Below are 22,519 nucleotides of genomic sequence, written 5' to 3'. Positions count from 1 at the left end.
CGCGATTCGTTTCCACCAGCCAGCACAGGCACCAGCAACGACGCCCCCCAGGCAACCCGTCCTATTTGCCGCCGATAGTATCCGGCAGCCCTCCGGCATCCTCTTTCCTGTTGCCCGTCCCGATTTTGCCTACTTTCTGATCGGCTCCGTCTCTTTTGCCTACTGGAGCCTGGATGCGTGGAGGCCGAATCCTTTGGGGCCAGATTGCCGTTGTCTTCACCATCGTTCTGGTGATGACCTGGGCCGCAACGCAATGGACCGCATGGCGGCTTGGCTTCCAGCCCCAGCTTGGAGCACCATGGTTCGAGCTGGCAGGCTGGCCGGTCTATTACCCTCCGGCCTTCTTCTGGTGGTGGTTCTCCTTTGACGCCTATGCACCCGCGATCTTCGTCGAGGGCGGCGTCATCGCTGTATCCGGCGGCTTTATCGCTATCGTGGCCGCAATATTCATGTCGATCATCCGAGCGCGGGAAGCACGTAATGTCGCGACCTATGGCTCGGCGCGATGGGCCGAAGATCACGAAATTCGTGCCGCTGGTTTGCTCGGTCCCGATGGCGCTGTCCTTGGCCGCTACGAACGCGACTATCTGCGCCATGACGGCCCCGAGCATGTGCTGTGCTTCGCCCCGACCCGGAGCGGCAAGGGCGTCGGCCTTGTCGTGCCGACGCTGCTGACCTGGCCGGGAAGCTGCATCGTCCATGACATTAAGGGCGAGAACTGGACGCTTACGGCCGGCTTCCGGGCGAAGCACGGCCGCGTCCTGCTGTTCGATCCCACCAACGCCAGATCATCGGCCTACAACCCGCTACTGGAGGTGCGGCAGGGCGAATGGGAAGTCCGCGACGTGCAGAACATCGCGGATATTCTGGTCGACCCCGAAGGTAGCCTCGACAAGCGCAACCATTGGGAAAAGACCAGCCACAGCCTGCTTGTCGGCGCGATCCTGCACGTCCTCTATGCCGAATCCGACAAGACGCTGGCCGGTGTTGCCAACTTCCTGTCCGACCCCCGCCGCCCGGTAGAGGCGACCTTGCGCGCCATGATGGACACGCCGCATCTCGGTGAGGCCGGCGTTCATCCCGTCATCGCCTCATCGGCGCGCGAACTGTTGAACAAGTCCGAGAACGAACGGTCGGGTGTGCTCAGCACCGCCATGTCGTTTCTCGGCCTGTACCGCGATCCCGTGGTGGCGCGGGTGACGGCGCGCTGCGACTGGCGCATTGCCGATCTTGTGGGTAGCGGCCAGCCCGTCAGCCTCTACCTTGTGGTGCCGCCATCCGACATCAATCGGACGAAGCCGCTTATCCGCCTGATCCTCAACCAGATCGGCAGGCGGTTGACAGAGGATTTGAACACGTCCGGCAAGCGCCATCGCCTGCTGTTGATGCTGGACGAGTTTCCGGCGCTCGGCAGGCTGGATTTCTTTGAATCGGCGCTCGCCTTCATGGCCGGCTACGGCCTCAAGTCCTTCCTGATCGCGCAAAGCCTCAATCAGATCGAGCGCGCCTATGGGCCGAACAATTCGATCCTCGACAACTGCCATGTCCGCATCGCCTTCGCCACCAACGACGAGCGCACGGCCAAGCGCGTGTCGGACTCCCTCGGCACGGCGACGGAGTTACGCGATTCCACCAACTATGCCGGGCATCGTCTCGCGCCATGGCTCGGCCACCTGATGGTCTCGCGGCAGGAGACGGCGCGGCCATTGATGACGCCTGGCGAGATCATGCAGTTACCGCCTGCCGACGAGATCGTCATGGTCGCTGGCACCCCGCCGATCCGGGCGAAGAAGGCGCGGTATTTCGAGGATGGGCGGTTGCATGAACGCATCCTGCCGCCGCCCGAGTTGCCATCCGCTCCAGCGACCGAGACAGCATCCGACGACTGGTCGAGCCGCGTCGTTGTTACGAAGGACAGCACAACGGCCGTAGCTGGAAATAGCGAAGAAGGCGATCCGGCCAATGCCGGTATCCGCCGCGAGCCGGAATTGCCCGAGCATGAGGAAATCGTCGTGCCGCCTCCGTCGCCCGCGCAGGAGTTCGAGTTTCTGGACGACGAACCGGATGTTGACGCAGCCAAGGCCCGCGCCATGCGCCAGCGCATGAGGACGGTCGCGCGGCAGGTTTCCATGAACCCCGATGACGGAATCGAACTGTAAGGACACGCCCATGACCACCAGAACCCGCCTGAATCTCTATTTCGACCCCGCGCTTATGCCGCAGATCGAGTCGCTGGCGCTGCGCCGCAAGGTCTCGAAATCCGCCATCGTGGAGGCGGCGGTCATGTCCTACCTGTCCGGCGATTCCGCCGATCAGCTTGAAGCAGCCATGTCGCGCCGCCTGGACAAGCTCGGCCGCCAAATAGACACGCTCGACCTGGACCTCGCCGTTCTCGGCGAAACGGTCGCGCAGTTCATCCATTTCTGGCTGACCATCACGCCGCCGCTTTCGGGGGCCGCGCAATCCGCCGCCCGCGCAAAGGGCGCAGAACGGTTCGAGGGCTTCATGCAAACCCTCGGTCGGCGTCTGGCGACGGGCGACCGGTTCCTCAAAGAGCTGTCGCGCGACCTCGACTCACTTCCCGACGATCCGTTGCCGGATAAATCCGAGAGCAACGGCGATCAAGAGTAAGATTCGGACCCATCCTATTTACCGCCGTTCGCCGCCGATTGCCGCCGCCGCTTAGATACTTGTTGAACCGGCCCAATTCCGGGCTTTCTTAATCGACCCCGATCCGGGGTCCGCCTGTTGCGTCCCCGCCAAAAGCCGGGGCCGACATGACAACCAACCACCACAGACAGGAAGCGATCCAGCGTGGCGCGCGCATGTTGCGCACGGCGCTCGGCCCCGCCATTGCCCAGCTGCTCGAAGACCCGGCCGTGGTCGAGGTGATGTTGAACCCGGACGGCCGCCTTTGGGTGGACCGGCTATCCGAAGGGCTTTCCGACACGGGCGAGCGCCTGTCCGCCGCCGATGGCGAACGCATCGTGCGGTTGGTCGCGCATCATGTCGGCGCAGAGGTTCATGCCCGCAGCCCGCGCGTCTCGGCCGAGCTGCCCGAGAGCGGGGAGAGGTTCGAGGGCCTGCTGCCGCCCGTGGTCGCCGCCCCGACCTTTGCCATACGCAAGCCGGCCAGCATCGTGTTCAGCCTCGACGACTATGTGGCGGCGGGCATCATGTCTGCCGATCAGGCTTTGAGCCTACGCGCGGCCGTTTCCTCCCGCGCCAACATCCTTGTCGCCGGCGGCACCTCGACCGGCAAGACCACGCTGACCAACGCGCTCTTGGCAGAAGTTGCCAAGAGCGGGGATCGCGTCGTCATCATCGAGGACACCCGCGAGCTTCAATGTGCCGCGCCCAATCTGGTGGCGCTGCGCACCAAGGATGGCGTCGCCAGCCTGTCGGACCTTGTGCGGTCCTCGCTGCGCCTGCGACCCGACCGCATCCCCATCGGCGAGGTGCGCGGATCGGAAGCCCTCGACCTGCTCAAAGCATGGGGAACAGGGCATCCGGGCGGGATCGGCACCATTCACGCCGGCACCGGCATCGGCGCGCTTCGTCGCCTTGAACAGCTCATCCAAGAGGCTGTGGTCACGGTCCCGCGCGCGCTGATCGCCGAGACTATCGACCTTGTTGCCGTCCTTTCCGGGCGCGGTTCCGCGCGCCGGCTGGCCGAGCTTGCCCGCGTCGAGGGGCTGGGGCCGGACGGCGACTACCGCATCACGCATCCCATCCCTTCGGCAATCCCCACCAGCACAGGAGAATCTTCATGATCCGCACGCTCACGCGCGGCTATCGCTTCGCCGCGACCGCCGCATCCACCCTTGCCATTAGCCTCATGCTCGCCCCGGCCGCCCATGCGTCCGGTTCGTCGATGCCATGGGAACAGCCCTTGCAGCAAATCCTCCAGTCCATCGAGGGGCCGGTCGCCAAGATCATCGCCGTCATCATCATCATCGTGACCGGCCTGACCCTCGCGTTCGGCGACACCAGCGGCGGCTTCCGTCGCCTGATCCAGATCGTATTCGGTCTCTCCATCGCCTTTGCGGCCAGCTCGTTCTTCCTGTCGTTCTTCTCGTTCGGCGGCGGGGCGCTCGTTTGATGGCGGGCGGCCTCGAACAACTCGACGCGGTGCCGGGATTCTCTATCCCGGTCCACCGGGCGCTGACCGAGCACATTTTGCTCGGCGGCGCACCGCGCGCCATCGCCATCATGAACGGGACGCTGGCCGGGGCCGTGGGCCTCGGCCTGCGCCTTTGGCTGGTCGGCATCGCCATCTGGGCCATCGGCCATTTTGCGGCCGTATGGGCGGCCAAGCGCGATCCCCAATTCGTCGAGGTCGGACGCCGGCATATCCGCATCCCGGTTTTTCTGTCGGTGTGAGGGCGCGGCTATGATGAACCTTGCAGAATACCGCCGCACCGCATCCCGGCTCGCCGACTATCTGCCATGGGCCGCGCTGGTCGGCTCGGGCGTCGTCCTGAACAAGGACGGGAGTTTTCAGAGGACGGCGAAGTTTCGCGGTCCCGATCTGGATTCCGCCGTAGCGGCCGAGCTGGTCGCCGTCGCCGGCCGCATCAACAACGCCGTGCGCCGTCTCGGCTCCGGCTGGAGCATCTTCGTCGAGGCACAGCGCAGCGAAGCCGCGACCTATCCCGACAGCACCTTTCCCGATCCCGCGTCGGCGCTGGTCGATGCCGAGCGGAAAGCCGGTTTCGAGGAAGCGGACGCGCATTTCGTGTCGGGCTACTTCCTCACCTTCCTCTGGCTCCCTCCGGCCGAGGAGGCCGCCCGCGCTGAAGCATGGCTCTATGAGGGTCGCGAGAAAACCGGCGTGGACCCGTGGGAACTGCTGCGCGGCTTCATCGACCGCACCGACCGCGTGCTGGCGCTGCTCGACGGTTTCACGCCCGAGTGCCGTTGGATGGATGACGGCGCGACGCTGACCTATCTCCATTCCACCATCTCGACCAACCGGCATCGCGTGCGCGTGCCGGAGGTGCCGATGCACCTCGACGCGCTGCTCGCCGACCAGCCGTTGACCGGCGGGCTGGAGCCGCGCCTTGGCGACGCACATCTGCGCGTCCTGACCATCGTGGGATTCCCGACCGCGACGACGCCGGGCCTGCTCGACGAGATGAACCGGCTGCCGTTTCCATATCGCTGGAGCACGCGGGCGATCCTGCTCGACAAGACTGATGCGACCCGGTTGCTGAACCGCATCCGTCGCCAATGGTTCGCCAAGCGCAAGAGCATCGCGGCGATCTTGAAAGAGGTGATGACCAACGAGGCGTCCGCCCTTGTGGACACCGACGCGGCGAACAAGGCGCTCGACGCCGACATGGCGTTGCAGGAGCTTGGGGCGGACGTGGCGGGCATGGCCTACGTCACCGCAACGGTGACGGTATGGGATGCCGACCCGCGCGTGGCGCAAGAGAAGCTGCGCCTGGTCGAGAAGATCGTTCAGGGCCGCGACTTCACCGCTATGCCCGAGACGGTCAACGCGGTTGACGCATGGCTCGGTAGCCTGCCCGGACACGCCTACGCGAATGTCCGCCAGCCGCCCATCAGCACTTTGAATCTCGCCCACATGATCCCGCTTTCGGCGGTGTGGGCGGGGCCGGAACGGGACGAGCATTTCGGTGCGCCCCCTTTGCTCTTTGGAAAGACCGAAGGCTCAACCCCGTTCCGGCTAAGTCTCCATGTCGGCGACGTAGGCCATACCCTTGTCGTCGGCCCCACGGGCGCGGGCAAGAGCGTGCTGCTCGCCCTCATGGCCTTGCAGTTCCGGCGCTATGCGGGATCACAGGTTTTCGCCTTCGACTTCGGCGGCTCGATCCGCGCTGCGTCGCTCACCATGGGCGGTGACTGGCACGACCTTGGCGGCGGGCTGACAGAAGGGGCCGAGACGTCCGTCTCGCTCCAGCCGCTTGCCCGCATCCACGATACCTATGAACGCGCATGGGCGGCGGACTGGATTGCGGCCATCCTCATGCGCGAGGGCGTCGCCATCACGCCGGAGGTCAAAGAGTATCTTTGGACGGCGCTGACCTCGCTTGCCTCCGCGCCGGTCGAAGAACGCACGATCACCGGCTTGAGCGTGCTGCTCCAGTCGAACGACTTGAAACAGGCGCTCCGGCCCTATTGCGTCGGAGGTGCCTATGGCCGGCTGCTCGACGCCGAGGCGGAACATCTCGGCTCGGCGGACGTGCAGGCGTTCGAGATCGAGGGGCTGGTCGGGACCGGCGCGGCTCCGGCCGTGCTCGCCTATCTGTTCCATCGCATCGGCGACCGGCTCGACGGACGCCCCACGCTGCTCATCATAGATGAAGGCTGGCTTGCGCTGGACGACGAGGGTTTCGCCGGCCAGCTCCGCGAATGGCTGAAAACGCTGCGCAAGAAGAACGCCAGCGTCATCTTCGCCACGCAGTCGCTCAGCGACATCGACGGCAGCAACATCGCACCCGCGATTATCGAAAGCTGCCCGACGCGGCTCCTGCTGCCGAACGAGCGGGCCATCGAACCGCAGATCACGGCCATCTATCGCCGCTTCGGCCTCAATGACAGGCAGATCGAAATCCTCGCACGGGCTACGCCTAAGCGGGATTATTACTGCCAAAGCCGCAGCGGCAATCGCCTGTTCGAGCTTGGCCTGTCCGAAGTCGGCCTCGCCCTCTGCGCCGCATCCGCCAAATCCGACCAGACGCTCATTGCGCAGATCGTCGCCGAACACGGCCGCGACGGCTTCCTCGCCGCATGGCTGCGCGAGCGCGGCGTCGATTGGGCGGCCGACCTGATCCCGAACCTCACCAATCTAGCCGACCGACCGGAATCCGCCACGCCGCCCCGGCTCGATACCCACCCCACACAGGAGATTCTTCCATGACCTATTCCAAGATCGTCGGAGCCTCGGCCTTCGCGCTGGCGCTCGCCGTGCCTGTCGCGCTGTCGCCCATGCTGGCAAGCCCGGCCCATGCGCAATTCGGTTTCGGCCGGATCGTCTATGACCCGACCAACTATGCGCAAAACCTGCTTACCGCCGCGCGCACGCTGGAGCAGATCAACAACCAGATTCAGAGCCTCCAGAACGAGGCGCAGATGCTCATCAATCAGGCCCGCAATCTGGCGAGCCTGCCGCATTCGTCGCTCCAGCAGCTCCAGCAAAGCGTCCAGCGCACGCAGCAGCTTTTGGGCCAAGCACAGAACATCGCGTTCGAGGTCGGCCAGATCGACCAAGCGTTCCAGAAGCAATATGGCAATGTTTCGCTTTCGGCGACCGACGCCCAACTGGTCGCCGATGCGCGCAGCCGGTGGGAAAACACGGTCGGCGGCTTGCAGGATGCGATGCGCGTTCAGGCAGGTGCGGTCGGCAATATCGACAGCAACCGCGCCGAGATGGCGGCCCTTGTCGGCCAGAGTCAGGGCGCGACCGGCGCGCTGCAAGCCACACAGGCCGGCAACCAGCTTCTCGCCCTCCAGTCGCAGCAGCTTTCCGACCTGATCGCGGTCATCTCGGCAAATGGCCGCGCCGACGCGCTGACCGAGGCCGAGCGTGCGACCGCCGCCGAACAGGGCCGCGAGCAGCGCCGTCGCTTCCTCACGCCCGGCACCGGCTACCAGCCGGGCAACGCGCAGATGTTCAACAACGGCAACAACTGACCGGGAGGCTCGCCATGGACGGCAAGATGCTGGCCCGGCTCGGGGCCGTGGTGTTCATCGCCATCGCCGTCACGGCGACCGCAATCGACATGGCGCGGAAGGATGAACCTTCCGCGCCACCCCCTGCGCCGGCCTTCCAGCCCCCGGCCGACCCGTTGCGCGAAACCCTGCGCCGCTGCCAGCAGCTCGGCGAGGCGGCGGCGAGTGACACCGACTGCCTCGCCGCATGGGCTGAATCCCGCGACCGCTTCCTCGGCCGTGATCGCAGCGAGGCGCGCTGACCATGGGCAACACGGGCGTCATCGACTCGTTTCTAGGCGTATTCACTTCCTACATCGACAGCGGGTTCGGCCTGCTTGGCGGCGAGGTCGCCTTCATCGCCACGACGCTGATCGTCATCGACGTGACGCTCGCCGCGCTCTTTTGGGCATGGGGCGCGGATGACGACATCATCGCCCGGCTGGTCAAAAAGACCCTGTTCATCGGCGTCTTCGCCTACATCATCGGCAATTGGAACAACCTCGCCCGGATCGTCTTCGAGAGCTTCGCCGGCCTCGGCCTCATGGCATCGGGGACGAGCTTTTCCGTTGCCGATCTGATGCGGCCGGGTCGCGTGGCGCAGACCGGCCTCGACGCCGGCCGCCCGTTGCTCGATTCCATTTCCGATCTGATGGGCTGGATCGCCTTCTTTGAAAACTTCATCCAGATCGCGTGCCTGTTGTTCGCATGGGCGCTGGTGGTGCTGGCCTTCTTCATCCTCGCCATCCAGCTTTTCGTGACCCTGATCGAGTTCAAGCTGACCACGCTTGCCGGCTTCGTCCTCATCCCCTTCGGCCTTTTCGGCAAGACCGCCTTCATGGCCGAAAAGGTGCTCGGCAACGTAGTGTCGTCCGGCATCAAGGTCTTGGTGCTCGCCGTCATCATCGGCATCGGCAGCACCTTGTTCTCGCAATTCACGGCCGGCTTCGGCGGGGCAACCCCGACCATCGACGACGCCATGGCGATTGTGCTCGCCGCGCTGTCGCTGCTCGGCCTCGGTATCTTCGGCCCCGGCATCGCCAACGGCATCGTCTCGGGCGGCCCGCAGCTCGGCGCGGGCGCTGCCGTGGGAACCGGGCTTGCGGTCGCAGGTGCAGCCGTCGCCGCTGGCGGCGGGGCCATGCTCGCCGCCAAAGGTGGTGCCGCTGCCCTGTCCGGCGGGGCAGCGGCCGTCCGCGGCGGCGCGGCCACCGCGGGCGCGGCGACCGCCGCCTATAGCGTCGGATCGCTCGGCCAGTCCGGCACGGCCGGTGTCGCTTCCGGCCTCGGCGGCGTCGCGCGTGCCGCAGGATCGGCGGCTATCTCGCCGCTCAAACGCGCCGCCGCGCGCGCCAGCGAATCCGTCAAATCCAGCTTCTCCGCTGGCGCGAAAGCCGGATTCGGCGCGTCGGGCGGCAGCTCGACCATGGGCACGGTCGGCGGCGCGAGCGCCGATCCCGCCGCAGCAGCATCCGGCCCGGCCGGCAGCCCGCCCGCGTGGGCGCAACGGATGCGGCGCTCGCAGGCCATGAACCACGGCACGACCATGGCCGCCCATGCGGTGCGCTCCGGCGACAGCCACGGCTCCGGTTCCTCCATCAACCTTTCCGAAAGTGACCGCTCATGAGCATCTTCAAACGACCAGCAACCCATTACGGCAAATCGCCGGAACCCGAGACGCCTTATCAGAAGGCCGCGCAGGCATGGGACGAGCGCATCGGCTCGGCCCGTGTGCAGGCTCGGAATTGGCGGCTCATGGCCTTCGGTTCGCTGATCCTTTCGGCCGGCTTCGCCTCGGCGCTGGTCTGGCAGTCCGCACGCGGGACCGTCGTGCCGTGGGTAGTGCAGGTCGATAATCTCGGTCAGGCGCAAACCGTCGCGCCTGCCAACGCCGACTATCGGCCGACCGATCCGCAGATTGCTTTCCACCTCGGCCGTTTCATTGAGCAGGTCCGCGCGATCCCGGCCGATGCGATCATCGTCCGCCAGAACTGGCTTCGCGCCTACGAATGGACCACGGATCGGGGCGCGGCGGCGCTCAACGACTACGCCCGCGCCAATGATCCTTTCGCCAAGGTCGGCCGTCAGCAGGTCGCCGTGGAGGTGTCGAGCGTCATCCGCGCATCCCCGAACAGTTTTCGCGTGGCGTGGACGGAAAGGCATTTCGAGAACGGCCAGCTCGCCACGACCGAGCGATGGACAGCCATCCTCACCATCGTCATCCAGCCACCGCGCGACGCCGAGCGCCTGCGCGCCAACCCGTTGGGAATCTATGTCAATGCAATTTCGTGGTCGCGGGAGATGAGCCAATGAGGACGATCACCCGCACCCCTACAATCGCGGCCATGCTGCTTTCGGCGACCATGCTCGCAGGCTGCGCCACCAACCGGACACCGCAATTCAGCTATGACGCCAGCGTGCCGCCGCTGCCGACCGTGCAGGCGGCAGCAGCCGACAACACGCCCCGGCCTTTGCATGTGCCCCCGGCATGGACCGTCGCGCGTGGCGGAACCGCCGCAGGCACGCCGGCCGGCCGCGTCGAGAACGCCAATGCAGCCGCCCGCGTCGAGCCGCGCCGGGAAGGCTACTACAACGCGATCCAGATATATCCGTGGTCGGAAGGCGCGCTCTATCAGGTCTATGCCGCAGTCGGGCAGATCACGACGATCGCGCTGGAGCCGGGCGAAAGCCTGACAGGCGCGGGGCCGATTGCGGCGGGCGACACCGCCCGCTGGATCATCGGCGACACTGAGAGCGGCAGCGGCGCGAACCGTCGCGCCCATATCCTCGTGAAGCCGACGCGGCCGGACATTACCACCAACCTTGTCGTCACCACCGACCGGCGCACCTACATGATCGAGCTGCGCGCGCGGGAATCGCTCTACATGCCAGCCGTGGCTTGGGCTTATCCCGCCCCGCCGGCAGGGCAGCGCCAGACCGTTCCGGCCGCGCCGATCATCCCGGCCGAGGCTGCGCGGAACTATCGCTACGGTTTGCAGGTGCAGGGCGATAGCCCGCCATGGCGGCCGGTTTCCGTCTTCGATGATGGCCTGCGCGTCTATGTAGTCTTCCCGGCCGGGATCGTGCAGGGAGAAATGCCGCCCATCTTCGTTCTCGGCACGAACGGCGAGCCGCAGATCGTCAATTCGCGCATCCACCAGAACGTCCTGATCGTGGACCGCCTGTTCGGCGCGGCCGAGCTGCGCCTTGGCAGCGGTAGCCACCAGCAGGTCGTCAGGATCGTCCGCACCAACCCGACGCAGGCCGCAGCCCAGCCGGCCAGCACGACCGCCGGAGGATCGTCCTCATGAGCGATACCGATACCGCAGCCCCCATGCGCCTGCGCGCTGAATCGCCCCGCGTCACCCGCCTGTCGCGCAAGATGCTGGCCGGCGTCGGTGCCGTCGCCTTGCTCGGCATCGGCGGCGCACTGATCTACGCGCTCCAGACCCGCGACGCAGGACCAGACGGCGGCGAACTCTACTCGACCAACAACCGGCAAACCGCCGATGGGCTGGCGGGCCTGCCGAGCGACTACAGCGGCCCGGTCCTGGGACCGGCCTTGCCGGGCGACCTCGGCCGTCCGATCCTCGACGCGCAGAACCGGGGTCAGCCGGTCGCGCCGCCCGTCATGACGACGCCCGCCGTCGATCCCGACGAACAGCGCCGTCTCGCCGAGGAAGAAGCCGCGCGCTTGAGCAATGTGTTCTTCCAGTCCGGCCCGCGCACAGGAGCGCCGGCAGGGACGGCCATGCCCGGCCTCGCTGGCCTTGGCCTCGGCGGACAGCCCGCGACACAGGATCGCCACGCGGCGTTCCTCAATGGACCCGTGGACCGACAGACCGTCGCCCCGGATCGTGTCACGCCGCCGGCGTCGCCCTGGATACTACAGGCCGGGGCCGTGATCCCAGCCGCGCTTATCACCGGCATCCGTTCGGACCTACCGGGCCAGATCACAGCGCAAGTCACCGAGAACGTCTATGACAGCCCGACCGGCTCGCTGCTTCTGATCCCGCAGGGAACACGCATTATCGGCCAATACGATGATGGTGTGACCTTCGGCCAGCGCCGCGTGTTGCTGGTCTGGAATCGCCTGATCCTGCCGGGCGGCCGTTCCATAGTGCTGGAGCGCCTGCCGGGCGCGGACGCCAGCGGTTACGCCGGCCTTGAGGATGGCGTCGATTACCATTGGTGGGATCTGATGAAGGCCGCAGGGCTGTCCACGCTGCTCGCGGTCGGCGCGGAACTGGCGACCAGCGACGAGGACCGCCTGACCCGCGCCATCCGCGACGGCGCACAGGATACCGTCAATCAGGCGGGCCAGCAGATCGTCCAGCGCCAGTTGCAGGTCGCGCCGACGCTGACCATCCGGCCCGGCTTCCCGGTCAGGATCATCGTTACCCGCGACCTTGTGTTCGAGCCGGCAGGAGGTTGACCATGACCAAGCTGAAACTCGGCCCGCTGCCGGACGACAAGCCCGTGAAGGTCACGCTGGAGCTGCCCGCAACGCTCAACCGCGATCTGATAGATTATGCCGAGGTGCTGACCCGTGAAACCGGCAGGCCCGTCACCGATCCCACCAAGCTAATCGTGCCCATGCTGGAGCGGTTCATCGCCACGGATCGCGGGTTCGCCAAGGCTCGGCGGGCAGCGAGCCGAACGCCAACTCATAGAAATGCAGTCATGACGGCGACATGGCCGCTCAGGTATTCTCGATCATCATGATCGCGAGCGTGTCGGCTTCCGTCGCCTCGAAAACATGCGAGGTGTCAGCCGGGTAGCTCACGTAATCCCCTGGCCGCAGGATGACGGCGTTCCCCTCGGGGCCAATCCTAGCGCTGCCGGTGGCGAGGATGACATGCTCTATCGTGCCAATGCCATGGGCCCTCGACACATAGGGTTCGCCGGGTTGAACCACGATCCGGTATATGTCCCGCATCGCGTTGGCAGGACATGCCGACAGGAGGGTGGCAGCGTAGCGGCCGCTATTGGAAACTGTCGCATTGCCCTCGCCAGCCCGGATGATCTGAACCGACGGGCGTGCTTCGCCGATCAGGCGACTGACCGCTATGCCCAGCGTCATCGCCAATGCCCACAAGGTTTCAAGGCTTGGGTTCCCGTTTCCGGCTTCAAGCTGGGACAGAGTGGACTTCGCCAGCCCTGATCGTTTCGCAAGTTCGCTGACAGACAGCGTAGCTCTCTCGCGCTCACGACGAAGGGAGTTGGCAAGATAGTGGATGGGCGACGGGGACGGACTTAGGGGACTTCCGCTACTCGGGTCATCGTTCATCATAGAATCCACTTGTTCTTTTTGACGGACGGTCTTCGCTCGTTCATTATACCGCTCTAGCGTTCACTATATCATACGGAGCTAGTATGAACACGCACAAACGCGGCGTGGCGGAAATGACGCTCGCCATGACGATTTCAGGCACGGTCGGATGGTTCGCGATCCAGTCCGGTCTCGCGCCATCCGCAGCCGTATTCTGGCGATGCCTGTTCGGCTCGGCTGCCATGCTGATCGTTTGCGCGATGCTTGGATTTCTCCGACGCGATGTTTTCAATCGACGTCAATTCGCATGGATCGTCCTAGGTGGCGTCGCACTCGCGCTGAACTGGAGCTTTCTGTTCGGGGCCTATGCCTATGCTTCGATCTCCGTGGCGACGGTTATCTACCATACCCAGCCCTTCATGCTCGTGGGGCTCGGTGTCTTGTTGCTTGGCGAACGGCTCACGCTGAACAAGCTGGGTTGGCTAGTGCTCAGCTTCGCGGGCATGCTTGGCATCGTGCTTGGCCGATCCGTGTCGGGGGCGGACTCGCCTGACTTTTCCATCGGTGTTCTGATGGCCCTCGGGGCCGCTTTCTTTTATGCGGCGGCAGCGCTGATTGCGAAAAAGTTGAAGGGCGTTCCGCCCCATTTGATCGTCCTTATTCAACTCAGTGTAGGAGCAATCATGCTCCTGCCTTTCGCCGGCAGACCGGCGGGTGCGACCTCATGGGCGATGCTACTGACCATCGGCGTCGTGCATACGGCGGTGATGTCCACATTGCTGTATGGAGCGCTCCAAAAACTGCCGACTAGCCTCGTCGGGATTCTCTCGTTTATTTATCCGGTTGTCGCGATCATCGTGGACTGGTTGGCATTCGACCAGAAGATGAACCTCATGCAGTTTGCTGGAGCGGGTGCAATCCTGCTGTCGGCTGCTGCAATGAATCTTGGTTGGTCACATCCCAAACAGTAGATGTCATCGCACAACTCACGATTAGGCGGACAAGTTCGCGTCTGATTTCTGCGACACCCTACGCCCGACCTGACGTTCCACGAAAGGCCGCAACTGGCGTCAGCAGCACCTCGGGAGTGCCGCCAGCGCATAGACGCAAATGCGGCACGCTACAGGCCGCCGACTGCCCTCCATCGTTCGCTTAATTCCGGGGCCTTGAGCGCGCCGGAATCCACACCGGACCAAGGAGGATTCCATGTGCGCAGAGCGTCGCCGCGCCCGCAAAGGGCGACCACGGCAGTCGATCCCCGAACCACTTCCCGACGATCTGTTCGACTACGCGGACGATCCAGCGCTGGACGGCCGAGCGCGAGCACGCGATGCGCCACTTCTTGCACCGAATGGGCAGAGAATGCGTGTCACCGACGATTGGCCCGTGGATATTCCCGTCAGCGAGGCCGAGATTGACGTGTTCGAGCGTTGGTTCGGCGATGTTTTCGATGAACTCTTGAACCCGAGAAAGCCGGATGATGGCTTGCATTTCCTATCACAAACTGATAGGAAAGAGACTTGAGCGGGCATCGTGATCCGGGCCTCGACACGCTTCTGGACCTCGATGGACAGATGCTCTTTGTCGATCCCGAGGGCGGTCATTGGGTGAAGTTCGTCGTCACCCGCGTTCCGGCCTCACCGGACAAGCCGCACGGTCTCGATTACTCGCTCACGCTTCACGGGCCTTCGGGCGAACGGCTGGTCGGCTTCGACAACGCCCATCCGATCGGCCGGGGCAGACGCGGCGAGCCGATGGACCATCGCCATCGCCTCCAGACCGTGAAGCCCTACGCCTACGAGGATGCGGCCACGTTGCTGGCCGACTTCTGGCAGGCGGTGGACGCGGTGTTGAAGGAGCGAGGTGCCCTATGACTACATTGAAAGTCGGGATTGCCGACTACGAAGAAATGAAGGCCCGCACCATGCGGATTGCGCGCGGCCAGGAAAAGCCCGCGCCCAGCGATCCGAAGGTGTGGTTCACCTCGACCGAATCCTTTGCCAAGGTGCTGTCGGCCGGGAACCGCGAGTTGCTGCGCGTCATCGCCGAGAAAGCCCCGGCGTCGCTGGAGGAACTGGCGGGAATCACCGGCCGGGCCGGCTCCAATCTCTCACGCACCCTCAAGACGATGGAGAGCTACGGCCTTGTGCGGTTTGAGCCGGGCCACGGCCGCAAGCTCGCGCCCAAGGTGGTGCATGACGGCGTGGAATTGGCGTTGCCGCTGATCGACCGCGCCAAACCGAGGAAGGCTTCGGGAGGCCGACCATGAACATGCACAGCCGAACCATAACCGCTCGCGCCGCGCTCTACCTGCGCGTCTCTACTGCTCGACAGGCCGAGCATGATATTTCCATTCCCGATCAGAAGCGGCAGGGCGAAGCCTATTGCGAACAACGCGGCTACCAGCTCGTTGAGACTTATGTTGAACCGGGTGCAACCGCCACCAACGACAAACGCCCCGAGTTTCAGCGCATGATTGAGGCGGGCACGTCCAAGCCCGCGCCGTTCGATATTGTCGTGGTTCATAGCTTCTCGCGCTTCTTCCGCGATCACTTCGAGATGGAGTTCTACGTTCGCAAGCTGGCGAGGAACGGGGTCAAGCTGGTCTCCATAACGCAGGAGATGGGCGACGATCCCATGCACCAGATGATGCGGCAGATCATGGCGCTGTTCGACGAATACCAGTCGAAGGAGAACGCCAAGCACGTCCTGCGCGCCATGAACGAAAATGCGCGGCAAGGCTTCTGGAACGGTGCACGGCCGCCAATCGGCTATCGCATCGTCGCGGCCGAGCAACGCGGATCGAAGATCAAGAAGAAACTGGAGATCGACCCGCTCCACGCCGACACCGTGCGGCTGATCTACCGCCTGTTTCTTGAAGGCGACGGCACGTCCGGCGCGATGGGCGTCAAGGCCATCGCTACCTACCTCAACGGGCGCCGCTTCTTCACCCGCGACGGCGGGCGCTGGGGGCTAGCGCAAATCCATGCCATCCTGACCCGCACGACCTATATCGGCGAACACAGGTTCAACACGCGCTCGCACAAGGACCGGGAGAAGAAGCCGGAGAGTGAGGTCGCCATCATGGCGGTGCCGCCCTTGATCGAGCGCGAGGTGTTCGACGCGGTGCAAGCCCGCCTGAAATCCCGCAATCCTATGGTAACGCCGTCGCGCGTCTCCAGCGGCCCGACGCTGCTGACCGGCATCTGCTTCTGCGCCAAGTGCGGAGGCGCAATGACGCTTCGCACCGGCCGAGGCAGCACGGGCGCGACATATCGCTATTACACCTGCTCGACCAAGGCGCGGCAGGGTAAGACCGGCTGCAAAGGCCGCACGATCCCGATGGACAAGCTGGACCATCTTGTCGCCGATCATATCGGGGATCGTTTGCTCCAGCCCAAGCGGCTGGAAGCCATCCTCGCCAGCGTCATCGACCACCGGCAGGAGCGCACCGAGCGCCGTCGCGAGCATCTTGCCGAGCTTCACAGGCGAATCACCGAAACCGACCAGCGGCTCGGCCGTCTCTTTGACGCCATCGAAGCGGGCATGATCGACAAGGACGACGCGATGGCGAAGGAGCGGATGGCGGGTCTCAAGGCGTTGCGGGATCAGGCCGCCGCCGATGCGGAGCGCACGCAGCTCGCGCTCGACAGTTCAGGCAATCAAGGTGTCAGCCCCGACATGCTAAAGGGGTTTGCCCGCAAGGCACGTGAACGGATGCGGCTTGATGCTGGCGGCTATCGCCGCGACCACCTGCGCGCCCTGGCGCAGCGCGTCGAGGTTGCCGACGACGAGGTTCGCATCATGGGATCAAAGTCGGAATTACTGCGAACGCTGGTCGCCGCTTCGAGCGTAGAAACGGCGGCGTTCGGCGTTCATAGTTCTGTTCTGAAATGGCGCGCCCGAAAGGATTCGAACCTCTGACCCCCAGATTCGTAGTATGTAATCAGCCATATTGGAATGCCCGAGCGCCTACGTCACCATACTTTTCGTCTTGACACAAGATACTGATTTTGCTACTATTTTTAGTAGATGGTCGTGCTTTAGCGTAGTTTGACCGCGATGACTCTCGCCGGACACTTCCCCAGACTAAACCCAGACTAAAAATTGGGATGCCCGAAATGGCCGATAACCGGCAGCTTCTCACCGACAAGGCGATCGCGCGCCTGCCCTATGCTACCGACAAGCAATACAAGGTCCGCGACACCGAGCTTCCCGGCTTCTTCGTGCTCGTCGGAAAGAAGAAGAAGACCTTTATGGCGCAGGGGGAGTTCTGGCGCGATGGCGTCCGGGAGTTCGCCGCGCAGGTGAAGCTCGGCGAGTGCGGGGACGTGACGACGCGCGAGGCTCGCAGCAAAGCGAAGGTCGAGATCGGCTCCATCGCGCGGGGCGAGCGGCCAGGTGAAGAGCAGAAGATCAAGCCCGGCGCCGTCACGCTGCGCAAGGCGTGGGAGCGGTATCGGGACGGCCACATGGTCCGCAAGGGACGGGATGCGCGCACGATCGAGAACTATCGCGACCACATGGAGCGGCTGTTCGAGGATTGGCTGGACAAGCCGCTCGCTAAGCTCGGCCGGCAGCCGAAGCTGGTTGCCGAGCGGCACGACAAGATCAGCGAGGAGAACGGTCCCTACATCGCCAATGGCGCGATGCGAAGCCTACGGGCGGTCTACAACCACGCACGGAAGACCAATCCCGACCTGCCGCCGGTCAATCCGGTGACGGCGATCGACTGGAATACCGAGCAGCGGCGCGACACCGGCATGGGCACCGGCGACATGGCGTCCTGGTTCGCGGAGCTGACGGCGCTGACGAATCCGATCCGCCGCGAGTTCCACCTGATGACGCTTCTGACCGGCTCGCGGCCGACTGCGCTGAAGAACGTGCGGATCGAGCACATCGACTTCCGCAGCCGGCTGCTGCACATCCCGAAGCCGAAGGGCGGGGTGAAGAAGGCGTTCGACATTCCGCTATCGCGGCCGATGATCCGCTGCATCCTGCGGGCGATGCGCACCGGCCGCATCCTTTATCCCGACCAGGCCGAGTTCTGGCTGTTCCCGGCCGACAGCGACAGCGGGCATTTGATTGAGCACAAGGAAGAGCGGGACGTGCTGTCGAAGTGGGGCAACGACCTTCGCCAGAGCTACCGCACGCTGGCGCAGGCGGCCGGGGTGTCGGAACTGGACATCCATCTTCTGATGAACCATTCGCTGCCCGGTGTGAACGCGGGTTACATCACGCGCGACAGCCTGCTGCGCGACCATCTGCGCAAGCAGCAGGAGCGGATCTCGAAGGTAATCATCGACAGCGCGAAGGGTAAGGACGAGGGACCGGACCTGGGCTGGCTCCACCAAGCGAAGGTAGCCACCTTGCCGGTCTTGCCGGACGAGGAGTTGAAGGCGGCTGCCTGAGAGCCACCGACCGGGGAGCAGAGTGGCGCGTTGCGCCACTGTCCTCCACCACCGCGATCCGCGATGAAACTTAGCGTTCAAGATCGGCCATTTCTCACGCAATTCGCAAAATAAACTCGAACGATCAACGCATTGCTGCGGGTGCGGATCGGCCAAAAAGTGAAACCTGAAGGGGATAGCGACAGTCGATCACGCCGGGCAAGCGCCCCGAGCATTCAGTTGTCGTAAGCCTGTCGAACGTCTGGCGATGCCCCTAGACAGGCACGAAGAATGACGAGGGAATGTTTCAAGAGTGCCTCGCTGCGTTCAGGCGCGAACCAGTGGCCGTTGAACTTCCCCCCATGAAAGAGGTTGTTCCTGACGCGCCGCACATAGATCAGAATGCGGTCAGACTGGAGGTCCGTTTGAGGAACTCCATCTGCCCAGTCAAGAACACCTCCCGAGATGACTTGCTTTTTCGGTGGGTGCTGGAGGATGTAGCTGACGGCCTCGTTCAGCGTCGCTTCGCTGATGTTGTCAAACAGATCGGGGATGGACTCCGCGAACGAACGCCAGTTCGGCTCTGCCGCTCCCTCGCCCCTATGAAAGCCTGCGGCTTTAAGTGCGTATTCGAAGCGGGCGAAGGTGCGGAAGAGTTCAGAGGCGAGTTCGTTGAGTTTCGCGTGCATGTTGCTCTCCGACTCTCGGCCTGATGTTGTCATTTCCTATGGATAAGGAAGATCGACACCGCGCAGGCGACGCTGACGACCAGTTCCGCCTCATCGTCCCCGAGCTGCTGTCCCTCCTGGATATGCCTGGCCCTTTCTGAGGCGAAGCCCCAAAGCTTTTCGACGGCCTCGTCGAGCGGTCGAGGAAGGCCGAGGCGCGGTAGAAGTCGTCCAAGGGTCAGTCCGGGTTGCTTCGCAACGTCGCGTGCAACGCATTCCAGTGCTGCGATGGAATGCTGGATAGCGCCGGTTCTGTCCGGCGTCGGCCGCCGGGAAATATCCCGCAATGCCTCACGAATTTCGGAGGCCGCACTCAGGCGTCCGGTTGCCGTTAGGGCCTCAACCGCGTCGGCGGTTGCGGCCGCAAATGGAGCACTCCCACGATAGACGATGCCTTCGTGATCTTTCAGTTCCCAGCCGATGCCCTTCTCGCGGAAAAGCCCGTTCAGCTCGTCGCGAAACTGGTCGGCCTGCTGGTAGTGGAGGGTGCGGTGCAGCCGCTCGGCGATGTCATAGACCTTGAACCATTCGCAGTCCTCAAGTTGCCATCGAACCTCATCCCAGATGTTCGGGTATTCGGACCAGTTGTTGCGGTCAGGGGCGACAAAGAGGACGCTGCAAACTACATCCCTGATCTGACTCGGTGCCAAGCCTGCGTTGACGGCGATCTGCGCGACGGCATATCGCAGGTCATCCGGCGCGTCTTCCCGGATGGTGATGTCGGGTTCGGATGGCTTGTAGCCGTAGCGGTCTGAAAAACTCTGTGACATGACTGAGGTTATATGATCGGGGCAAAGCTGAAAGTGTCCCGGCACCGGAACCTGACTCTTGTCCACGTAGCTGAAAATTCGGTCGCCGTCTCGATACTATTTGAGGCTCAGCCAATGGAGATTTCGATTTCCTTCACCTCCACGAGAGCCGCAATCTCCGAATAGAGGTCGACGGCCTGCCCCGCGGCAGAGATCGAGATGACCAGCGAATAGCGCGCCTTGTCCGTTATCCGCTTCTGGCCTGTGTGCGACTTCCACCAGCCGCCGACCGGATAGACCGCGATGGCGTCATGGCCGGCAAGCTCGATCGCACGGCCGCGCCAGAGATCGCAATGGAGCGAGCCGGCCTGGATGGCCTTGGGTCCGAGCAGCCAGTAGCTCGCTTCTGCTTCAGTTTCCGAGCCATCCTTTTCCTGGCTGGCGGAGATGCGGCTTCTGAAGCGGGCATTCGTCTCGGTGCGCTTTTTCATGTCGAAGCGGAGCCCGAACGATCGGTAGGTGTCCGGCCGCGTCGCGGCCTTGCCGGTGATGTTGGGCTCGATGAAGTAGGAGAGCGTCACCTTCATGACGACGATCTCGTTCTCGATCTTCTCCAGGGCCGCTTTCGGCCAGGGTAGATCGTAGAAGTGCATTTCATTGAAGACGCCGCTGCGGCCATCGGTGCCGATCGCAAAAGGCTGGATTTCTGCTTCAGCGACGAGGGTAACGTCATTGCGTGCGGAGAGGATCGCACGCCCGAGGTCGGGAACGCCGTAGCCGAACTCGCGCAAGAGCTGCTGCTTCTCGGCCTTTGCCCCACTCTTCCAGTGCGCCCCGCGACCGATGAACCGCCTTCGGATCGGTTGCGGCCATTGCGCGGAGTCGACTGCCAGCGCGCGGTACGTTTCCGGCCAGTGGCCAGGCAGCGCCGCGTGCAGGCTACCCATGAAGTATCCGGCTACCCCCACCGCCGCGCTGGTCGCCCAGAACGGCACCAGCGGCTCCGCGGCTACGTCCGATCCGGGCGCAAGCAGCGAGACGGACGGTCCCCAGGCGCAGAAGCCGGTGGCGTCGGAAAGCATGTTGCCGGCCTCGAACAGCACCTCCGGCTTGATCGGCGTGAGGTCGTCGGGAAGCGACTGCGAGCCGCGGCTGAAGGGGCTGCGATGGTTGGCCGGAACGACGGGATCAAGGACCGGCGGCGGCGCGGGAGCCTGCTCCTTGCGCGTGAAGCCGCCAATCGTCAGGGCATTCCAGCTTTGCGCTGGATCTTCGAGCGGCAGGGAGGGCACGACGTTGACCATCATTCCTCCCGACACATTGCCGGTTGCTGCAAGGACAAGACGCTTCGGGCGCTCCGATGCCGGCACGTCGTCGGCAGCATCACCAGGCATTGATCCGGCGGCGACCTGATCGAGCGCGCCGCTCCATGTGGAGGGGCGGCCCGGCGGAAAATCGGTTGCGGTGGCGGCGAGGCAAAAGCTGCGGGGAATGCCGGGGCGCTCGATCTCGACAAGCGCGACGGCGCCTTGCGTCACGACACCGTAGCTCGGCGGTTTCGTAGGCGGAAAACCGTGCGGAGGGAGCAGCTTCATCGACTCCGCGGCATGGGTGAGCGTGACCGGCTGGCTGCCGTTCATGAGCGGCTCCAGATCGCCATAGAGGACGAGACCAGCGAGCGGCGTGCCGTGCCCGCCGTCAGGATGATGGTCGTCCGTTCCCCAGGCCACGTCGTAGGCCCATGCGCCGGCCAGTCCGGGCTCGATCAGCGGATGGGCGGCGCTAACGCCGGTATCGAGCGCGCATACGGCCGGTGCGTCGCCTGCGGGCGGGATCACGCGATCGGCAAGCTCGGCCACCCAGTCGTGCTGGCCCATTCCGTTATCGCCGCGATCAAGGAACGGCTCGATCGAACCTGTCGCCTTCCTGATTTCGGTGAGCGCGCCCGGCACCTTCGCTGCGAAGGCAGACAGCGCGCCGGCTGCTGCATGGACGAACAGGACCGTCGTATCGGGGAAGATGAGCCGGTCGGAATGGACATCGAAATTCGCGCCGCGCGCCAGTTCGGCGAGGCGATCGGAGATCGCCGCAGGCTGGCGAACCCAAAGCTCCCACCATACGATGTCGGGCGCAGCAAGATCGACGTCGCCGGTGAAGAGTGAAAGGCTCTCGGTGGCGCGCACGGTTTCGACGGACTCGAATTTCTCCAGGTCCGGGCGCCGCTGGTTGCCGGGATCACGCCCATAGTCTTCGATCCTCCCGCGCAGAAAGGCGCGCGTATCGTCGGGCACGAAGAGCAGCGCGCTTTCTGTGCGATCGTCGTTTCGCTCCGAGCGGAGCACGACGACATCCTGAGTCGGGAACTCCAGCGTCGCCGGCACTTTGACCGCCTTGACGCGCGAACCTTCGGCCGGCGGAAGGGTCGTCACTTCGACGATCGTGCCTGGCTTCAGACCCTGGACGGGCAGCCGCGCATCGGCATCGGTTACCGGCAGCTCACCCAAGGCTGCGTCGAGTTGATCGAGCAACGCTGCTGCATGGGCTGCATAGTTGGCCCGGAGCGGCTTCCGCTCCTGCTTGCGGGACGGGTAGGTGTAAGCCGCCGTTTCCGCGAAAGCATTGATCGAAATGTGCGGGCGATTCCGCCCCCCATAGTCTTCAGACTCCACCATAAGACCCTACCATAAATGAGTCGTTCCATTT

Annotated in this window: 23 protein-coding genes; 19 read left to right on the top strand and 4 right to left on the bottom strand. The window is 64.3% G+C overall.

Annotation, left to right across the window (positions count from 1 at the left end):
* The first annotated feature begins 173 nt into the window (after window positions 1-173).
* From GTW25_RS03340 to GTW25_RS03280, 13 genes are all read left to right on the top strand, one after another.
* Window positions 174-2,159: a conjugal transfer protein TraG gene (locus GTW25_RS03340; protein ID WP_021696276.1), complete on the top strand. Its 1,986-nt coding sequence runs from the start codon at window positions 174-176 to the stop codon at window positions 2,157-2,159.
* 10 nt (window positions 2,160-2,169) lie between these two features.
* Window positions 2,170-2,631 carry a ribbon-helix-helix domain-containing protein gene (locus tag GTW25_RS03335; protein ID WP_021696277.1) on the top strand — a complete coding sequence of 154 codons (462 nt, stop codon included), beginning with the start codon at window positions 2,170-2,172 and terminating at the stop codon, window positions 2,629-2,631.
* 146 nt (window positions 2,632-2,777) lie between these two features.
* Entirely contained in the window at window positions 2,778-3,773 is a 996-nt protein-coding gene (trbB, locus tag GTW25_RS03330) for a P-type conjugative transfer ATPase TrbB (protein ID WP_021696278.1), read from the top strand.
* Window positions 3,770-4,102: a TrbC/VirB2 family type IV secretion system protein gene (locus tag GTW25_RS03325; RefSeq protein ID WP_021696279.1), complete on the top strand. Its 333-nt coding sequence runs from the start codon at window positions 3,770-3,772 to the stop codon at window positions 4,100-4,102. The genes trbB and GTW25_RS03325 overlap by 4 nt, the downstream gene beginning before the upstream one ends.
* Entirely contained in the window at window positions 4,102-4,383 is a 282-nt protein-coding gene (locus tag GTW25_RS03320) for a VirB3 family type IV secretion system protein (RefSeq protein WP_045318681.1), read from the top strand. The genes GTW25_RS03325 and GTW25_RS03320 overlap by 1 nt, the downstream gene beginning before the upstream one ends.
* A 10-nt stretch (window positions 4,384-4,393) precedes the next feature.
* On the top strand, window positions 4,394-6,886 hold the full coding sequence (trbE, locus tag GTW25_RS03315) for a conjugal transfer protein TrbE (RefSeq protein WP_021696281.1): 2,493 nt from the start codon (window positions 4,394-4,396) through the stop codon (window positions 6,884-6,886).
* Window positions 6,883-7,659, top strand: coding sequence for a P-type conjugative transfer protein TrbJ (gene trbJ / locus GTW25_RS03310; RefSeq protein WP_021696282.1), 777 nt, complete (start codon window positions 6,883-6,885; stop codon window positions 7,657-7,659). Before trbE ends, trbJ begins: the two co-directional genes overlap by 4 nt.
* Before the next feature lie 14 nt (window positions 7,660-7,673).
* Window positions 7,674-7,940 carry a putative entry exclusion protein TrbK-alt gene (gene trbK-alt, locus GTW25_RS03305; RefSeq protein ID WP_021696283.1) on the top strand — a complete coding sequence of 89 codons (267 nt, stop codon included), beginning with the start codon at window positions 7,674-7,676 and terminating at the stop codon, window positions 7,938-7,940.
* Between the two features lie 2 nt (window positions 7,941-7,942).
* Entirely contained in the window at window positions 7,943-9,304 is a 1,362-nt protein-coding gene (gene trbL, locus GTW25_RS03300) for a P-type conjugative transfer protein TrbL (protein ID WP_021696284.1), read from the top strand.
* Entirely contained in the window at window positions 9,301-9,990 is a 690-nt protein-coding gene (gene trbF / locus GTW25_RS03295) for a conjugal transfer protein TrbF (protein WP_021696285.1), read from the top strand. Before trbL ends, trbF begins: the two co-directional genes overlap by 4 nt.
* Window positions 9,987-10,988 carry a P-type conjugative transfer protein TrbG gene (trbG, locus tag GTW25_RS03290; RefSeq protein WP_021696286.1) on the top strand — a complete coding sequence of 334 codons (1,002 nt, stop codon included), beginning with the start codon at window positions 9,987-9,989 and terminating at the stop codon, window positions 10,986-10,988. Before trbF ends, trbG begins: the two co-directional genes overlap by 4 nt.
* Entirely contained in the window at window positions 10,985-12,112 is a 1,128-nt protein-coding gene (locus GTW25_RS03285; protein WP_021696287.1) for a TraB/TrbI/VirB10 family type IV secretion system protein, read from the top strand. The genes trbG and GTW25_RS03285 overlap by 4 nt, the downstream gene beginning before the upstream one ends.
* 2 nt (window positions 12,113-12,114) lie before the next feature.
* Window positions 12,115-12,402 (top strand): DUF2274 domain-containing protein, encoded by a 288-nt coding sequence (locus tag GTW25_RS03280; RefSeq protein ID WP_207209523.1) that lies wholly within the window; start codon window positions 12,115-12,117, stop codon window positions 12,400-12,402.
* On the opposite strand, the gene GTW25_RS03275 is transcribed toward GTW25_RS03280, so the two are convergent.
* Window positions 12,380-12,967, bottom strand: coding sequence for a helix-turn-helix domain-containing protein (locus GTW25_RS03275; protein WP_045318695.1), 588 nt, complete (start codon window positions 12,965-12,967; stop codon window positions 12,380-12,382). The genes GTW25_RS03280 and GTW25_RS03275 overlap by 23 nt on opposite strands.
* Before the next feature lie 86 nt (window positions 12,968-13,053).
* On the opposite strand from GTW25_RS03275, the gene GTW25_RS03265 reads away from it, so the two are divergent.
* From GTW25_RS03265 to GTW25_RS03240, 6 genes are all read left to right on the top strand, one after another.
* Window positions 13,054-13,920, top strand: coding sequence for a DMT family transporter (locus tag GTW25_RS03265; RefSeq protein ID WP_021696289.1), 867 nt, complete (start codon window positions 13,054-13,056; stop codon window positions 13,918-13,920).
* Window positions 13,921-14,155: 235 nt separating this feature from the next.
* Window positions 14,156-14,473: a hypothetical protein gene (locus GTW25_RS03260; RefSeq protein ID WP_148291405.1), complete on the top strand. Its 318-nt coding sequence runs from the start codon at window positions 14,156-14,158 to the stop codon at window positions 14,471-14,473.
* Entirely contained in the window at window positions 14,470-14,823 is a 354-nt protein-coding gene (locus GTW25_RS03255; RefSeq protein WP_021696290.1) for a toxin-antitoxin system TumE family protein, read from the top strand. The genes GTW25_RS03260 and GTW25_RS03255 overlap by 4 nt, the downstream gene beginning before the upstream one ends.
* On the top strand, window positions 14,820-15,218 hold the full coding sequence (locus GTW25_RS03250) for an HVO_A0114 family putative DNA-binding protein (RefSeq protein WP_045318682.1): 399 nt from the start codon (window positions 14,820-14,822) through the stop codon (window positions 15,216-15,218). The genes GTW25_RS03255 and GTW25_RS03250 overlap by 4 nt, the downstream gene beginning before the upstream one ends.
* Complete coding sequence (locus GTW25_RS03245; protein ID WP_252910452.1) at window positions 15,215-16,873, top strand: recombinase family protein; 1,659 nt, start codon at window positions 15,215-15,217, stop codon at window positions 16,871-16,873. The genes GTW25_RS03250 and GTW25_RS03245 overlap by 4 nt, the downstream gene beginning before the upstream one ends.
* Window positions 16,874-17,070: 197 nt before the next feature.
* Window positions 17,071-18,360, top strand: coding sequence for an integrase arm-type DNA-binding domain-containing protein (locus GTW25_RS03240; protein ID WP_126006852.1), 1,290 nt, complete (start codon window positions 17,071-17,073; stop codon window positions 18,358-18,360).
* A 215-nt stretch (window positions 18,361-18,575) separates the two neighbouring features.
* Here the strand turns inward: GTW25_RS03240 and GTW25_RS03235 are convergent, their stop codons facing one another.
* Genes GTW25_RS03235 through GTW25_RS03225 form a run of 3 tightly spaced genes read right to left on the bottom strand, consistent with a single transcriptional unit; the run spans window position 18,576 to window position 22,488 of the window.
* Window positions 18,576-19,028: a hypothetical protein gene (locus GTW25_RS03235; RefSeq protein WP_126006850.1), complete on the bottom strand. Its 453-nt coding sequence runs from the start codon at window positions 19,026-19,028 to the stop codon at window positions 18,576-18,578.
* A 29-nt stretch (window positions 19,029-19,057) separates the two neighbouring features.
* On the bottom strand, window positions 19,058-19,903 hold the full coding sequence (locus GTW25_RS03230) for an AbiJ-NTD4 domain-containing protein (protein ID WP_201744837.1): 846 nt from the start codon (window positions 19,901-19,903) through the stop codon (window positions 19,058-19,060).
* Between the two features lie 41 nt (window positions 19,904-19,944).
* Complete coding sequence (locus tag GTW25_RS03225) at window positions 19,945-22,488, bottom strand: S8 family peptidase (RefSeq protein ID WP_126006848.1); 2,544 nt, start codon at window positions 22,486-22,488, stop codon at window positions 19,945-19,947.
* Window positions 22,489-22,519: the final 31 nt, after the last annotated feature.

Source organism: Aliihoeflea aestuarii, from assembly GCF_024105665.1.
GTDB lineage: Bacteria > Pseudomonadota > Alphaproteobacteria > Rhizobiales > Rhizobiaceae > Aliihoeflea > Aliihoeflea aestuarii.
This window is presented reverse-complemented; position numbering and strand designations above follow the sequence as displayed.